This window comes from Cellulosimicrobium sp. Marseille-Q8652 (assembly GCF_965112045.1).
This window is the reverse complement of record NZ_CBCOPS010000002.1, coordinates 838,485-853,710: the sequence shown is the minus strand read 5'-3', so window position 1 is coordinate 853,710 and position 15,226 is coordinate 838,485. Positions and strand designations below refer to the sequence as shown.

General features: G+C 75.7%; 11 protein-coding genes and 2 pseudogenes. 6 read left to right on the top strand and 7 right to left on the bottom strand.

Annotated elements, in window-relative coordinates; genetic code table 11:
• Positions 1–82: 82 nt before the first annotated feature.
• The gene (hemW, locus tag ACWPWV_RS13625) at positions 83–1,378 is read right to left on the bottom strand and encodes a radical SAM family heme chaperone HemW (RefSeq protein ID WP_454043502.1); all 1,296 of its coding nucleotides are present in this window, start codon (positions 1,376–1,378) and stop codon (positions 83–85) included.
• Between the two features lie 7 nt (positions 1,379–1,385).
• On the bottom strand, positions 1,386–3,281 hold the full coding sequence (gene lepA / locus ACWPWV_RS13620) for a translation elongation factor 4 (protein WP_454043501.1): 1,896 nt from the start codon (positions 3,279–3,281) through the stop codon (positions 1,386–1,388).
• Positions 3,282–3,494: 213 nt separating this feature from the next.
• On the opposite strand from lepA, the gene ACWPWV_RS13615 reads away from it, so the two are divergent.
• The 4 genes from ACWPWV_RS13615 to rpsT all read left to right on the top strand — a co-directional run bounded on the left by ACWPWV_RS13615 (position 3,495) and on the right by rpsT (position 6,002).
• Positions 3,495–4,055, top strand: a complete 561-nt coding sequence (locus tag ACWPWV_RS13615; RefSeq protein ID WP_454043500.1) for a type 1 glutamine amidotransferase domain-containing protein — start codon at positions 3,495–3,497, stop codon at positions 4,053–4,055.
• Positions 4,056–4,157: 102 nt separating this feature from the next.
• Entirely contained in the window at positions 4,158–4,871 is a 714-nt protein-coding gene (locus ACWPWV_RS13610; RefSeq protein ID WP_454043499.1) for a maleylpyruvate isomerase family mycothiol-dependent enzyme, read from the top strand.
• A 93-nt stretch (positions 4,872–4,964) separates the two neighbouring features.
• Positions 4,965–5,549 carry a type II toxin-antitoxin system PemK/MazF family toxin gene (locus ACWPWV_RS13605; RefSeq protein WP_454043498.1) on the top strand — a complete coding sequence of 195 codons (585 nt, stop codon included), beginning with the start codon at positions 4,965–4,967 and terminating at the stop codon, positions 5,547–5,549.
• A gap of 192 nt (positions 5,550–5,741) precedes the next feature.
• Complete coding sequence (gene rpsT / locus ACWPWV_RS13600; RefSeq protein ID WP_454043497.1) at positions 5,742–6,002, top strand: 30S ribosomal protein S20; 261 nt, start codon at positions 5,742–5,744, stop codon at positions 6,000–6,002.
• Positions 6,003–6,097: 95 nt separating this feature from the next.
• On the opposite strand, the gene holA is transcribed toward rpsT, so the two are convergent.
• The 5 genes and pseudogenes from holA to ACWPWV_RS13575 all read right to left on the bottom strand — a co-directional run bounded on the left by holA (position 6,098) and on the right by ACWPWV_RS13575 (position 12,135).
• Positions 6,098–7,105 (bottom strand): DNA polymerase III subunit delta, encoded by a 1,008-nt coding sequence (gene holA / locus ACWPWV_RS13595; protein WP_454044544.1) that lies wholly within the window; start codon positions 7,103–7,105, stop codon positions 6,098–6,100.
• Positions 7,106–7,554: 449 nt separating this feature from the next.
• Positions 7,555–8,646 (bottom strand): ComEC/Rec2 family competence protein, encoded by a 1,092-nt coding sequence (locus ACWPWV_RS13590; RefSeq protein ID WP_454044543.1) that lies wholly within the window; start codon positions 8,644–8,646, stop codon positions 7,555–7,557.
• Between the two features lie 106 nt (positions 8,647–8,752).
• Positions 8,753–10,015, bottom strand: a pseudogene (locus ACWPWV_RS13585) (ComEC/Rec2 family competence protein); the annotation flags it as partial.
• A gap of 188 nt (positions 10,016–10,203) precedes the next feature.
• Positions 10,204–10,668, bottom strand: a pseudogene (locus ACWPWV_RS13580) (SLBB domain-containing protein); the annotation flags it as partial.
• 585 nt (positions 10,669–11,253) lie between these two features.
• Positions 11,254–12,135 (bottom strand): DegV family protein, encoded by an 882-nt coding sequence (locus ACWPWV_RS13575; RefSeq protein WP_454043496.1) that lies wholly within the window; start codon positions 12,133–12,135, stop codon positions 11,254–11,256.
• Between the two features lie 164 nt (positions 12,136–12,299).
• Here ACWPWV_RS13575 and ACWPWV_RS13570 point away from each other — a divergent pair, with 164 nt between their 5' ends.
• Both ACWPWV_RS13570 and ACWPWV_RS13565 read left to right on the top strand, forming a co-directional pair.
• Positions 12,300–14,159 (top strand): helicase HerA-like domain-containing protein, encoded by a 1,860-nt coding sequence (locus ACWPWV_RS13570; RefSeq protein ID WP_454043495.1) that lies wholly within the window; start codon positions 12,300–12,302, stop codon positions 14,157–14,159.
• A gap of 137 nt (positions 14,160–14,296) precedes the next feature.
• Positions 14,297–15,199: a hypothetical protein gene (locus tag ACWPWV_RS13565; RefSeq protein WP_454043494.1), complete on the top strand. Its 903-nt coding sequence runs from the start codon at positions 14,297–14,299 to the stop codon at positions 15,197–15,199.
• Positions 15,200–15,226: the final 27 nt, after the last annotated feature.

The window sequence follows — 15,226 nt, the reverse complement described above, 5'->3', positions numbered from 1 at the left end:
CTTTCGCACCTTCCGGCGGCCGGGTACACCCTGTCGGGAATCCGTGACGTGCGCTAGAGGAAACGCCGGGTCCGTCGCCGCTTCACCCGGCCGTGAGCTCCCGGACCACCGTGTCGGCCAGCAGCCGTCCCCGCAGGGTGAGCTCGCCGCGGCCCGCGACGGCGGCGCGGCCGTCCAGGAGCCCGTTCGCGACGAGCCCCGCGACGGCGTGACGACCCGCCGGGGACAGGACCGACAGGTCGAGCCCCTCGCGCAGCCGCACCCGGAGCATGACCCGCTCGAGGTGGGCCTCGCCGTGCGTCAGGAGCTCTCGTCCTGCCGCGGGGCTCGAGCCCGCCTCGAGCAGCGCCGCGTAGCGGCGCGGGTGCTTCACGTTCCACCAGCGCACGCCCGTGCGACCGTCGGGCTGCGACGCGCCCGGGTGGGCCGCGACGTACGAGTGCGCGCCGGGGCCGATCCCCCACCAGTCGTCGCCGCGCCAGTAGGCGAGGTTGTGCCGGCAGCGGTCGGCGTCGGTGCGGGCCCAGTTGCTCACCTCGTACCAGCCGAGGCCCGCCGCGGTGAGCAGCTCGTCGGCGAGCTCGTACTTCGTCGCCTGGTCGTCCTCGCTCGGCAGGGCGAGGTCCCCCCGTCGCACCTGGGCGGCCATCTTCGTCCCGGGCTCGACGACGAGCGCGTACGCCGAGACGTGGTCCACACCCGTCGAGAGGGCGGTCTCGAGGCTCGTGCGCCAGTCGTCGACGCTCTCCCCCGGGGTGCCGTAGATGAGGTCGAGCGAGACCTTGAGCCCCGCCTCGGTCGCCCAGCGCACGACGTCGGGGATGCGCCGGGGGTCGTGCGTGCGCTCGAGGGTCGCGAGGACGTGCGGCACGGCGGACTGCATGCCGAACGACACGCGCGTGAACCCCGCGGCGGCCAGCTCGACGAGCGAACCCGGTGTGACCGAGTCGGGGTTCGCCTCGGTCGTGACCTCGGCGCCGTCCGCGAGGCCCCACGCCGCGCGGACGCCCGCGACGAGGCGGCCGAGGTCGCCCGCCGGGAGGAGGGTCGGGGTCCCGCCGCCGACGAACACCGTCGAGACCCGGCGCTCGGGGACGCGCGCGTCCCGCAGGACGCGGGCCGCGAGGTCGATCTCGCGCAGCGCCGTCGTCGCGTACGACGCCTGGCTCGCCCCGCCCCCGAGCTCGGACGCGGTGTAGGTGTTGAAGTCGCAGTACCCGCAGCGCACCGAGCAGAACGGGACGTGCAGGTAGACGCCGAACGCCCGCGCCGCCACGTCGTCCCCGGCGTCCGCCGCGTCGGGACCGGCGTCACCGACCCACGCGGGGAGGGCGCCGTCGTCGGGCACGGGCTCGCCGTCCGGGAGGGCCGGGCTCACCGCGACGTCACTTCTTCGTCTTGTCCTTCGTCTCCTTGCCGCCCACGCCGTCCGAGGAGAGCGCCGCGATGAAGGCGTCCTTCGGGACCTCGACGGACCCGATGTTCTTCATGCGCTTCTTGCCCTCCTTCTGCTTCTCGAGCAGCTTGCGCTTGCGGCTGATGTCACCGCCGTAGCACTTGGCGAGGACGTCCTTGCGCATGGCCCGCACCGTCTCGCGCGCGATGACCCGCGCGCCGACGGCCGCCTGGATCGGCACCTCGAACTGCTGGCGCGGGATGATCTCCTTGAGCTTGGCGGTCATCATCACGCCGTAGTCGTACGCCTTGTCCTTGTGCACGATCGCGCTGAACGCGTCCACCTGGTCGCCCTGGAGCAGGATGTCGACCTTGACGAGGTCGGCGACCTGCTCGCCCGAGGGCTCGTAGTCGAGCGACGCGTAGCCGCGCGTGCGGGACTTCAGCTGGTCGAAGAAGTCGAAGACGATCTCGGCGAGCGGGAGCGTGAAGCGCAGCTCGACGCGGTCCTCCGAGAGGTAGTCCATGCCGAGCATCTGCCCGCGCCGGTCGTTGCACAGCCCCATGACCGTGCCCACGAACTCGCTCGGCGCCAGGATGGTCGCGCGCACGACCGGCTCGCTGACCTCCTTGATCTTGCCGCCCGGGAACTCCGACGGGTTGGTCACCTTGACGACGCTGCCGTCCTCGAGCGTGACGTCGTAGACGACGTTCGGCGCGGTCGAGATGAGGTCGAGGTCGAACTCGCGCTCGAGGCGCTCGCGCACGATCTCCAGGTGCAGCAGGCCGAGGAACCCCACGCGGAAGCCGAACCCGAGCGCGACGGACGTCTCCGGCTCGTAGTTGAGGGCGGCGTCGTTGAGCTTGAGCTTGTCCAGGGCGTCGCGCAGCGTCGGGTAGTCCGAGCCGTCGACGGGGTACAGGCCGGAGAAGACCATCGGCTTCGGGTCCGAGTACCCGCCGAGGGCTTCGGTCGCGGGCTTCGCCGCGTTCGTCACCGTGTCGCCGACCTTCGACTGCCGGACGTCCTTCACCCCGGTGATGAGGTAGCCGACCTCGCCGACCCCGAGGCCCTTCGTGATGATGGGCTCGGGCGAGATGACGCCGATCTCGAGGAGCTCGTGCGTCGCGCGCGTCGACATCATGACGATGCGCTCGCGCGGGTTCAGGTTGCCGTCGATGACGCGCACGTAGGTGACGACGCCGCGGTACGTGTCGTAGACGGAGTCGAAGATCATCGCGCGGGCCGGGGCGTCGGCGTCGCCGACCGGGGCCGGGACGCGCTCGACGATCCGGTCGAGCAGCACCTCGACGCCCTCGCCCGTCTTGCCGGAGACCTTGAGGACGTCCGCGGGGTCGCCGCCGACGAGCCCCGCGATCTCCTCGGCGTACTTCTCGGGCTGCGCCGCCGGGAGGTCGATCTTGTTGAGGACCGGGATGATCTCGAGCTCGTTCTCCATCGCGAGGTAGAGGTTCGCGAGGGTCTGCGCCTCGATGCCCTGCGCCGCGTCGACGAGCAGCACCGCGCCCTCGCACGCCGCGAGCGAGCGTGAGACCTCGTACGTGAAGTCGACGTGCCCCGGGGTGTCGATCATGTTCAGCGCGTACGCCTGGTCGGCCCCCGACGCGTCGGCGCGCCCCCACGGCATGCGCACGGCCTGCGACTTGATGGTGATGCCGCGCTCGCGCTCGATGTCCATGCGGTCGAGGTACTGCGCACGCATCGCGCGGGGCTCGACGACGCCGGTGAGCTGCAGCATGCGGTCGGCGAGCGTCGACTTGCCGTGGTCGATGTGCGCGATGATGCAGAAGTTGCGGATCAGCTCGGGCGGCGTGGCCGCCGGCTGGATCCGGGTGCTCAGCTCGGCGCTGGGGATCGGGGACAACGCGGGTGCGCTCCTGTGACGTCGGCGAAGGCGTGGGCTCGGGCGGATGTGGGCCCGAATCTCGGTCGGCGGTCACGCCGGTGGTCCGGCGAGCCGACACGGACCTCCATTGTCCCACGCGTGCCCCCACCGGCGGGACGGACCGCCTCGCCCTGCGAGACCGCGGTCGCCGACCTAGCGTGGAAGGAGAACCCCCCACGAGAGGAGACCACCGTGCCCGCAACGGACCTGACCGGCCGCCGCGTGCTGGCGATCGTCACGAACTACGGCGTCGAGCAGGACGAGCTCGTCGTCCCGCTCGACCACCTGCGCGGCGAGGGCGCCCGCGTGGACGTCGCCGCCGTCTCCACCGACGACGTGCAGACGCTCGTGGGCGACAAGGACCCCGGCCGCTCGGTGACGCCGGAGCTCACGTTCGGGGACGTCGACGCCGCGTCCTACGACCTGCTCCTCGTCCCGGGGGGCACGCTCAACGCCGACTCCCTGCGCCTGGAGGACGAGGCGATGGAGATCGTGCGCGCCTTCACCACGGGCGGCAAGCCCGTCGCGGCGATCTGCCACGGGCCGTGGGCCCTGGTCGAGACGGCGGCGGTCGAGGGCAAGACGCTCACGAGCTACCCCTCCCTCGAGACCGACGTCCTCAACGCGGGCGGGGCGTGGGTGGACCGCGAGGTCGTGCGCGACGACGAGGGCGGGTACACGCTCGTGACGTCCCGCAACCCGGACGACCTCGACGCGTTCCTGCGGGAGGTCGACGCGGTGCTCGCGGCCTGACGTCCTGCGGGAGGGTCGCCGCGGTGCTCGCCGTCCGACGGCTCGCGCCGGCGGCGCGGGCCGCCCCGCTCCCGTGTCCCCGGCGCGGGGCATACTCCCCCCATGGACGACGAGCTCGCTCTACTCGGACGGCTGCAGGGCGCGTTCCTCGCCGGCGTGCCGGGGGCCGACCCGCACGCTCCGGTGCCCGCGTGCGGCCGGTGGCGCGTGCGGAACCTCGTCGAGCACGTCGGACGGATCCACCACTGGGCGGCGGCGCAGGCGCGGCGCCGGCAGGAGACGCCGCTCGGCCGCGGGCCGTTCGACCTCGCGCCCTTCTACGCCGAGCAGGCGTCCGAGCTCCGCGAGACCCTCGCGACGCTCGACCCCGACGCGCGCGCCTGGACGCTCCTCGAGAGCGACGACCCGGGCTCGACCGTGCGGTTCTGGCACCGCCGGCAGGTGCACGAGACGCTCGTGCACCTCCACGACCTGCGTGCCGCGGCCGGGAGCGCGGTCGACGACGTCGCGCCGGACGTGTGGGCGGACACGGTCGACGAGGTCGTCACGGTGATGCAGCCCCGCCAGGTGCGCCTCGGGCGCATGACCCCGCTGGACCGCCCCGTGGCGCTCGTCGCCACCGACACGTCGCGGTCGTGGGTGCTCGGCGCCCCCGACGGGACGCCGGCCGCGGTGCGCGTGTCCGCCCCCGCGCGCGAGCTCGCGCTCGTCCTGTGGCGGCGGATCACGCCGGACCCCGACGCCGTCCCCGGGCTGGCGCTCGACGGCGACGTGTCGGCGCTCGACGCCGCGCTCGCCGAGCGCCTCACGCCGTGAGCGCGGCGACCGTCACGCCCCGGGCCCGCACGAACGGCTCGCGCGGTCGCCCGACGCGGCCGGACCGTCGACCCCGCGTGTAGGGTGCCGCGCGTGGCACGCAACCGATGGCTGGGACTGCTCGGCGACGCTGCGCGCGCCGTCGTGCGCGGCGTCTCGCGTCCTTCCGGGCGCTCCGGCACCACGGGGACCCGTGGCCCCCGTCCCGCACCGCGCCCCGCTCCCCCGCGCCCGACGCCGCGCGGCGCCGCCGGCCCCGCCACCCGTCCGGGCGGCGCGTACCCCGGCGACTACACGGGAGCAGTCCGCGCGCGGTACGCGCCCCGGCTCGACGGCGCACCGGACCCGGGCGAGATCGTGTGGACGTGGGTGCCGTTCGAGGAGGACCACTCCCAGGGCAAGGACCGCCCGGTGCTGCTCGTGGGAGCCGACGGGCCGTGGCTCCTCGGCGTGATGCTCACGAGCAAGGACCACTCGCGCGACGCTCGCGACGAGGCGCGGTGGGGACGGCACTGGCTCGACATCGGCTCCGGACCGTGGGACGCGAGGGGCAGGGACAGCGAGGTGCGCCTCGACCGCGTGCTGCGCATCGACCCGGGTGCCGTGCGCCGCGAGGGCGCCGTCGTCGGCCGCGCCGTGTTCGACCGCGTCGTCGCGGGCGTCGCCGCGCACCGCTGACGGAGGCCGGACGCCCTGGGTCGACTGGATCCGGAGGGGTCCGGGCTGGTAGTCTCGTTGGTCGCGTGTCCGCCCAGGTCGGCGGGCACCGCTCCAGCACCTCTCCACGGGTTCCCCACCCCAGTCCCGGAGCTGGAGCCGCCCTCTACGACCTATCCGCTCGCTTCGGCGAACACACCAGAAAGCTCACACGTGGCCAACATCAAGTCCCAGATCAAGCGCATCCGCACGAACGAGAAGGCTCGCCTGCGCAACAAGGCGGTCAAGTCCGAGCTCAAGACGTACGTGCGCCGCGTGCGCGAGGCCGTCGCCGCCGGCGACAAGGACGCGGCGAGCACCGCGCTCCAGGCTGCCTCGCGCAAGCTCGACAAGGCCGTCTCGAAGGGCGTCATCCACGCGAACCAGGCCGCGAACCGCAAGTCGGCCATCGCGAAGACGGTCAACGCGCTCTGAACGACGCGTCGCCCCTGAGGCGACCACAGGCTTCTCCACGAGGGGCGCCGACCCGGACGGGTCGGCGCCCCTCGCGCACGCTCCGGGGCGACGGCTCAGCGGCCGCGCGATCCCGCGATCGTCAGGACGGCGCGCTCCACGGCGAACACGGGGTCCCGTCCGGCCCCCTTGACCTCCGCGTCGGCCTGCGCCACGGCGCTGATCGCCGTCGCGAGCCCTTCCGGCGTCCAGCCCGAGAGCTCGCGCTTCGCGCGGTCCACCTGCCACGGCGCCATGCCCAGCTCCTTCGCCGACGCGCCACCCCGCCCGCGCATCGCGCCGACCTTCGCGAGCGCACGGAGCTTCATCGCGAGGGCCGCGACGAGCGGCACCGGGTCGGCACCCGTCGCGAGCGCGTGCCGCAGCAGCGCGACGGCCTCTCCCGCGTTCCCGGCGACCGCGGCGTCGGCCACGCGGAAGCCCGTCGCCTCGACGCGCCCTCCGTAGTAGCGGTCGACCACCTGCTCGGTCACCGTGCCGTCGGTGTCGGTGACCAGCTGGGCGCACGCCGCCGCGAGCTCGCGCAGGTCGTTGCCGAGCGCCTCGACCAGCGCCCGGACCCCCGTGCCGTCGATCCGGCGGCGCGCTCGGCGGAACTCCGCGGTGACGAACGCCGCCTTGTCGGCGTCCTTCTTGACCGCCTCGACCGTGACCACGGGCGCGCCGCTCGTGCGGATGGCGTCGAGCATGCGCTTGCCGCGCACGCCGCCACCGTGGACCACGACGACCGTCGTCGCCGGGTCCGCGACCGGCACGTACGCGACGACGTCGGCGACGAGGGCGTCGGTCGCGACCTCCGCCCCGCGCACGACGACGACCTTCGCCTCGCCGAACAGCGACGGGCTCGCCGCCACCGTGAGCATGCCGGGCTGGTACGTCGCCGCCTCCAGCTCGACCTTCTCCACCTCCGGGTCGCGCTCGCGCGCGAGGTCGACCACCGCGTCGACGGCCCGCTCCGCGAGCAGCGACTCCGGTCCCTGGACGAGCACGACCGGCGCGAGCCGCACGTCGTCCCACGCGGTCGCGACGGGCGGGCGGGCGGGGGACCGTGTCGACGCGGGCATGCGCCAAGCCTGCCACGCCCTGCCCACGCCCTGACCCGGAGGCGGCCGGCTCGGCCGGCGGGCGGGGCTCGGCCGGCGGGCGGGGCTCGGCCGGCGGGCGGGGCTCGGCCGGCGGGCGGGGCTCGGCCCGAGGTCCCGACGCCGCCCACGCCGACCACCCGCACGACCTGCGCGACGCGCGGGGCTCGGGCACGGAGATGGGCGCCGGGAGCCGGGTGTCGCGGGATCACGCGCATCCCGCGGCGCCGAGGACGCCGTCGCGCACGACGAGCGCGAACGTGCCGCACGTGTCGGTGCGCAGCACGCTCGCACCGACACCCTTGTAGAGGTCCAGCGCCCGGTCGGTCGGGTGCCCGTACGTGTTCTCCCCGGGCTCACCACCGCCACGGCCGGGGCGAGGATCTCCGCGAGCCGCTCGGACTGGGTCGCCGAGCCGTGGTGCGCGACCTTCACCACGTCCACCTCGCCCAGCCCGCGCGGCGCGAGGGACCGCGCGAGCGCGCCCTGCCCGGAGTCCTCGAGGTCGCCGAGCGTGACGACGTCGATTCCCGACACCCGTGCGAGGAGCGCGATGCTCGCGTCGTTCGCGCCGCCGTCGCCCTCGTCGGACCCCGCGCGGCGCGCCGGCACCCCTCCCCGGCGCCCTCGTCGCCCGGGCCCGCCTGGAGGACCTCCCATCGCGCCCCGCCCTGCGTGCCCGCGTCGCCGGCGACCGCGACCTGCACCGGCACACCCGCCGTCTCCAGCGCGCCGAGCGTCCTGTCCGCCTGCGCCGGCGGGTCCGCCGTGCCCGTCACGAGCGCGCGCGCGACGGTCCGTCCACGCAGCACGGCGTCGAGCCCGCCGACGTGGTCCGCGTGGAAGTGGGTGAGCACGAGCAGGTCGACCCGCTGCACGCCGAGCTCGTCGAGGCACCGGTCGGCGGCGTCGCCGGGGGCCGACGTCCACCACCACCGCGGAGCCCGGGCCGGCGCGCAGCACCAGCGCGTCACCCTGCCCGACGTCGCACGCCACGACCGCCCAGTCCGGCGGCACCGCACCGCTCCCCACGACGAGGGGTCGCACGAGCACACCGACGAGCCCCAGCACGACGACCAGCAGCACGGCCGTCGCGATCTCTCCGGGGCCGAGGTCCGGTCGTGGACGACCGACCGCCCCGCTCGCGCGGCCCCGGCGCGCCCCCACCCGCACCGCCCGCGCGACCCGCTCACGCAGCGGCGCCGACGGGGCACGGCGGAGCCCCGACGCTCGCCCGCCGTGCGCAGCGCGCGCGAGCGTCCCACGAGGAGGAGCACGACCACCGTGACCACGGCGAGGAGCACGAGCCCGCCGACGCCTCCGGGCCACGGCAGACGCGCGCCGGGCAGCCCGGCGAAGGTCTGCGCGACCCCCGCGATCCACCCGGTGAACAGTCCCGCCGACCACCCGAGCGCGGTCGCGGCCGCGGGCCACCACGGCGCGACGAGCGTCGCCAGGACGCCGAGGACCGTCGCGGGCCCGAGCGCCGGCGCGGCGACGAGGTTGGCCTGGACCGACCACATGCTGACGCTCGGGTCGAGCAGGACCAGCACGGGCGCGCACGCGAGCCTGCGCCGCGACCGGGACCGCGACGACGTGCGCGGCCGTGCGCCCGCACCAGGGCGCGAGGCGGCGGGCGATCGGCGCCGTGAGGAGCGCGAGGCCCGCGGTCGCGGCCACGGACAGGACGAAGCCGTACGACCGTGCGAGCCACGGGTCGAGCACGAGCAGCACCACGACGCCGGTGCCGAGCGCCGCGACGGCCCGCGAGGGTCGTCCCAGCGCGATCCCGGCGACGCCGACCCCTCCCATCGCCGCGGCGCGCAGGACGCTGGGCTCGGGATGGACCAGCGCGACGAAGCCCGCCATCGCCGCGCCGGTGACGACGACCCGCACCGGGCGCGGCAGACGGGCCGCCACGCACAGCGCCGCGACGCACGCCACGACGATCGCGAAGTGCCCGCCCGAGACCGCGGTCACGTGGGTGAGCGACGTCGTGCGCATCGCCTCGTCGAGCACCGGGTCGAGCCGCGAGGTGTCCCCGACCGCCACGCCCGGCACCAGCCCGCGCGCCTGCGGGCTCAGCCCGTCCGTCGCGTCGAGCAGGCCCTGTCGCATGGCGTGCGCGCCGCGCAGGAACGGTCCGGGTGGCGCGACGACGTGCGGCGGTCCGTCCGTGCGCAGGAGCGTCCGGTCGCCCAGGACGTCCAGGCGACCGGTCGCGGTGATCGTCGCACCGTAGGCCGCGTCGGCCCACCCGCCGGCCCACCCGCCGGCCGGCCCGCCGGCGACGTCGGTGCCCGTGACGACGAGCGGTCCGGTCGCCGCCGTCGTGACGCCCCGGGCCGTGAGCCCGACGAGCGCGACCCGGACCTCGAGCCGGTCCGTCTCGCCCGACCAGGGGTTGGCCCGCGCGACGACGGCGGAGCGCACGGTCGCCGTGACCGTCGCCGTCGCTCCCCGTGCGGCGAGGTCGGCGAGGCCCGGTCCCGACCGTGCGGCGAGGTCGCCGCCGTCCGAGATCAGCACGGCCGCGACGCACGCGAGGACGATCACCACCTGTCCGAGGAGGCGGACGGGTCGGGTCTCGTCGCACGAGGCGCGCCGCCTCCGCAGGACGGCCGCCGCCACGACCCCGAGCACGACCGCGAGCGCGACGGTCACGAGCACGGCGCCGCGCAGGACGGCGTCCGGCGACGCGTCCACCGCGAGGAACGCCGCCACCCACGCCGCGAGCGCCGACGGGACCAGCCGCAGGTCCCTCACACGCGGACGAGGTCGCGGACGTCGGCGAGGACGGCCGGGCCGATGCCGCTCACCTCGCCCAGGCTCCTCGACGGAGGTGAACCGACCGTTCTCGTCGCGCCACGCCACGATGCGCTCGGCGAGCACGGGCCCGATCCCGGGCAGCGCGTCGAGGGCGGCTGCGTCGGCAGCGTTGATCGAGCGGTCCGACCGCGGCGTCCGCGCCGCCCCCTGCGCCCCCGGGTCGGGGAGCGCCACGACCTCCCCGGCCGCGGCACGACGATCTGCTCCCCGTCCGTCACCGCCCGCGCCAGGTTGAGCGCCGCGAGGTCGGCGTCCGGCGTCGCACCGCCCGCGGCCCGGAGCGCGTCGGCCACCCGTGCGTCCGGGGGGACCGTCACGAGCCCGGGCGCCGCGACCTGCCCCACGACGTGCACGACGACTCCCTCGGGTGCGCTCGTGGCCACGGCGACGTCCTCGGCCGCAGGGCTCTCGGACGCCGCGCTCGTCGAGCCTCGTCGCGCCGTGTGCGTCCGCCTCCTGCCCGGTCGCCGCTGCCGAGGCGTCGACCTCTCCGACCTGGGCGACCGGCTCGACCTCGCCCGACGGGAGCCGGACCGCCACGACGCCCGCGGCGAGCGCGAGCGCGACGACGACGACAGCGCCACCACGGTGCGCGGCCGCACCGACCAGCGTGGACGGCCCTCGTCGGCGAGCCCGGCGAAGCCGGAGTGGGCGGTGGGGTGCCCGTGCGCGGCGGCGTACGCGCTCGCGGCCGTCTCCGCGGCGCGGCGGCGCATCGACCCGACGGCGTCCTGCGCCGCCGCCGCTCCCCCGTCCGTCGGCACCGCCGGAACGGCCGGGGTGCCCGTCGCGCCCCGCAGCGGCACCTCGCCGTGCCGCGGCACTCCCGCACCCGCTCCCGGTCGCACCGGCAGCCACCCGACCTCCCGGTCCGGCGGTGCGACGCCGTCGGTCCCGTCCGGCGGCTCGGCGTCGCCCCGTCCGCCGTCTCGGGGAGTCGGGTCCGCGTCCGTCCACGGGACGCCCCCGTCGTCGCGGTCGACGCCGTGGACGGCCTGCGCGTCGACCTGCGCCAGCGTGCCGGTCGCAGGATGCCAGGCCAGCGCCGGCCGACCGGACCGGGACACGGCGCGCAACCGCTGCCGGACGATCGCGTCCTGACGGTCGCGCCCGGTCCGTGCCTCTGGACTCGGCTCGTGTCGTGGTGTGCTCACGCCGGGGACGCTAGGCACCCGGCGCACCTCGCCGCGCGGACGGCGGACCGCCTGTGGACCGGCACCCCGCCGAGTCGGCCTGTGCACGGCCACGAACCGCACGGCCCCGGGACGTCGCGCCGCGCGTCCCGGCCGCCCGCGGTCGGCTCAGCCGGCGGGCGGCCGGTCCCCGACGCCCGAGCCGCGGTCCGCGAGGTCGGCGACGACGACCGCGAGCACCCCGGGGCCCACGTGCGCTCCCAGCACGGCGCTCACGGGGGTCACCTCGGCGCGCAGGCCCGTGCGGTCGGCGAGCTCGTCGGCGAGGCGGTGCGCGGCGTCGTCCGCCCCGACGGGGGGGACGGCGAGCGCGGGCCGGGCGCGCCGGCCCGCCGACTCCGCGGCGACCGCCGTCATCCGCTCGACCGCCGCCGCCTTCGTGCGGACCTTCTGGACGACGTCGATCCGGCCGTCCCGCACGGCCAGCAGCGGTCGCACGCCGAGCACCGTCCCCAGCGCGGCCGACGCCGCGCTGAGCCGCCCGCCCCGGCGCAGGTGGTCGAGCGACTCGACGAGGAAGATCGCGCGGCCGGCGTCGGCGACCTCGATCGCGCGCCGTGCGACGACGTCGGCGGGCGCGCCCTCGGCCGCGGCGCGGGCAGCCTCGCGGGCCGCGAACCCGAGCCCCATCGCGACCGTCCTCGAGTCGACGACGCGCACCGGGACCGGCGAGTCGGCGGCCGCGAGCGCCGCGGCGTGCACCGTCCCGGACAGCTCTCCCGACAGGTGGACGGAGACGATCTCGCGCGCCCCCGCCGCCGCGGCCGCCGCGTAGGCGTCGACGAACGCACGGGGTGTGGGCTGCGACGTCGTCACCCGGCGCCCGTCGTGCAGGTGGGCTGCGACGTCGGACGCGGTCAGTCCCACGCCCTCCAGGTACGACTCGTCGTCGACCACCACGTGCAGCGGGACGACCCGCAGCCGGGGGTGGTCGGCGGGTGGGAGGGACGCCGTCGAGTCGGTGACGACGTGCACGTGGTGGTCGGTCATGGCGGCGCCCACCCTACGGCGCTCGCAGGCCCGAGCGCATCAGCACGCCCGCCCACGCCCGGACCGTGACGAGGTCCGGGACGCCGGCGATGCCGTTCCTGGCCCAGGGCGACCGGCTGCCTGCGCCAGGGCGCACGCGCCCGCCTCGCCCTAGGATCCGAGGCATGGGCGACGACGCACCGACCGATCCCGAGCTCGCGGCGCTGCGTGCGGCCGCGGCGAGCGCCGCGGCGGAAGCGGCCGAGGCCAGGGCGCGCGCCGCCCAGGCAGCTCTCGACGCCGCGGAGGCGGCCGCCGCGAAGGCGGCCCCTGCGCACGACTCCTCCCGCCCGGCCCCGGAGCGGACGTCGGACGCGGCGCCGGCAGGGGCCGTGGAGGGCTACGCCGCCGAGGTCGCCGCGGGGTACGCGTACGAGGGCGGGACCCTCGCGCTCGGGGCGCTGCTGGAGGCTGAGCCGGGCGGCGAGCCGAGCCCCCGTGCGGACGTCCAGGTGGGCTTCGCGCTCTCGATGCTCAACCGGCACGGGCTGGTCGCCGGCGCGACCGGCACGGGCAAGACCAAGACGTTGCAGGGCATGGCGGAGGGCCTCTCCGCCGCGGGCGTGCCGGTGTTCCTCGCGGACGTCAAGGGCGACCTGTCCGGTCTGACGCAGCCCGGGGCGTCGACCGAGAAGATCGTCGAGCGGTCGCGCTCGATCGGGCAGGACTGGGCGCCCACCGCGTTCCCCGTCGAGCTGTACACGCTCGGCGGCCTGGGGACGGGCGTGCCGATCCGGACGACGGTCACGGACTTCGGGCCCCTGCTGCTGTCGAAGGTGCTGGGCCTCAACGAGACGCAGGAGTCGAGCCTCGGGCTCGTCTTCCACTGGGCGGACGCGCAGGGTCTCGCGCTCCTCGACCTCAAGGACCTGCAGTCCACGATCGCGTACCTCACGTCGGACGAGGGCAGGGCCGAGCTCAAGGGCCTCGGCGGCGTCTCCGCCGCGACGGCCGGCGTCATCCTGCGCGAGATCGTCGCGCTCCAGGCGCAGGGCGCGGACGTCTTCTTCGGGGAGCCGGCGTTCGCGACGTCGGACCTGCTGCGCACCGCACCCGACGGACGGGGCGTGGTCTCGGCGCTCGAGCTGCCCGCGGTGCAGGACCGGCCGGCACTGTTCTCGACCTTCCTCATGTGGCTGCTCGCCGACCTGTTCCAGGAGCTGCCCGAGGTCGGCGACGTCGAGAAGCCGCGGCTCGTGTTCTTCTTCGACGAGGCGCACCTGCTGTTCACGGGCGCGTCGAAGGACTTCCTCGAGCAGGTCGTGCAGACGGTCCGGCTGATCCGGTCCAAGGGCGTCGGCGTGTTCTTCGTGACGCAGAGCCCCAAGGACGTGCCCGCCGACGTGCTCGCGCAGCTCGGCAACCGCGTGCAGCACGCGCTGCGCGCGTTCACGCCCGACGACGCGTCCGCCCTGCGCGCGGCCGCGCGCACGTTCCCGCACTCGCCCTACGACCTGGAGCGGCTCCTGCAGTCGCTCGGCACCGGTGAGGCGGTGGTCACCGTGCTCACGGAGAAGGGCGCGCCGACGCCCGTCGCCTGGACCCGCGTCCGGGCGCCGCGGTCGTCGATGGACCCCGCGCCGACCGCCGCCCTGGAGGCCGCCGTGGCGGCGTCACCGGCCTACGCCCGGTACGGCACGCCGGTCGACGCCGAGTCCGCGTTCGAGCTGCTGCAGGTCCGCGCGCAGGAGCAGGCCGCCGCACGGGCCGCCGCGGAGGCCGCGGAGGCCGAGGCCGCCGCGCAGGAGAAGGCGGCGAAGGACGCGGCGAAGGAGGCCGAGCGCACGGCGAGGAAGGAGCAGGCGGAGCTCGAGAGGATGCGCGCGAAGCTGGAGCGCGACGCCGCGAGACCCCCGTCGAGGACCGGCTCGTCGGAGTCGTCGCGCTCGCGGTCGTCGAACCCGCTCGACGCGTTCCTCCGCTCGGCCGGGACCCAGCTCGGGCGCGAGCTCACCCGCACGATCTTCGGCACGCGCCGCCGCTGACGCGTTCCCGCTGAGTGCATGGAATAGTCGCGCCTGATCGCCTCGGACGCGACTATTCCATGCACTCAGCGGTTGGTCGTCCACAGGACTGGGGCCAGGCGCACGGCGGCCGACCGCTGTGCGGCACCCTCGGCGGCATGACCTCGCAGCTGCCCGACCGGCCGTTCCGCACGCGCACCGCGCAAACCTTCGGCAGCACCCCGGCCTCGTTGCGCAGTCCGACTCTCGACGCACCGTTCGCCGGCGTCCGGGTGCCGGCCGCGAGCATCGCCACGACCGTCGACCTGTGCCGTGCCGCGGCACTCGTGCTGCCCGACGGCGCGGCCTTCAGCCACGTCACCGCGCTCCGGCTCCACGGTGTCGAGCTCCCGTGGCAGCTCGCCGCCGACGACCGCGTGCACGTGGTCTCGCCACGGCGCGAGCTGCGGCCGCAACGGTCGAACCTCGTCGCGCACTACTGCGGGCAGCGCCGTCTGAGCACCACCCAGGCGCACGGGCTGCCCGTGACCTCTCCCGCGCAGACCTGGCTCCAGCTCGCGCACGCGCTGTCGCCGGAGGACCTGGTGGTCCTCGCCGACGCGATGACGAGGAGGAGGGACGCCGCCACGACGGTCCACGAGCTGCGCCGGCTCATGGACGCCACGTACAAGATGCGCGGCATCGTGCGGTGCCGCGAGGCGATCGACCTCGTGCGCGCGGGGACCGACTCGAGCATGGAGACCAGGACGCGGCTGATCCTCGTCCAGGCCGGTCTGCCGTGCCCGCAGGTCAACGTCCCGGCGCTCGACGGTGCCGGACGATTTCTCGCCCTGCCCGACCTCTCGTACCCGGAGCTGCGCGTCGCGATCGAGTACGACGGCGACATCCACCGGACCGACCCGGCGACGTGGCGTCGCGACGTCGAGCGGCGTCAGCGCCTCGAGGACGCCGGGTGGATCATCGTCACGGCGACGGCCGACGATGTGATCCGGAACCCCGAGCGTCTGGTGCGCCGCGTGCGCGCGGCGAGGGACCGCCGTCGGGCATCCGCCCGCCCGTGAGTGCATGAAATAGTCGCGCCCGAGCAG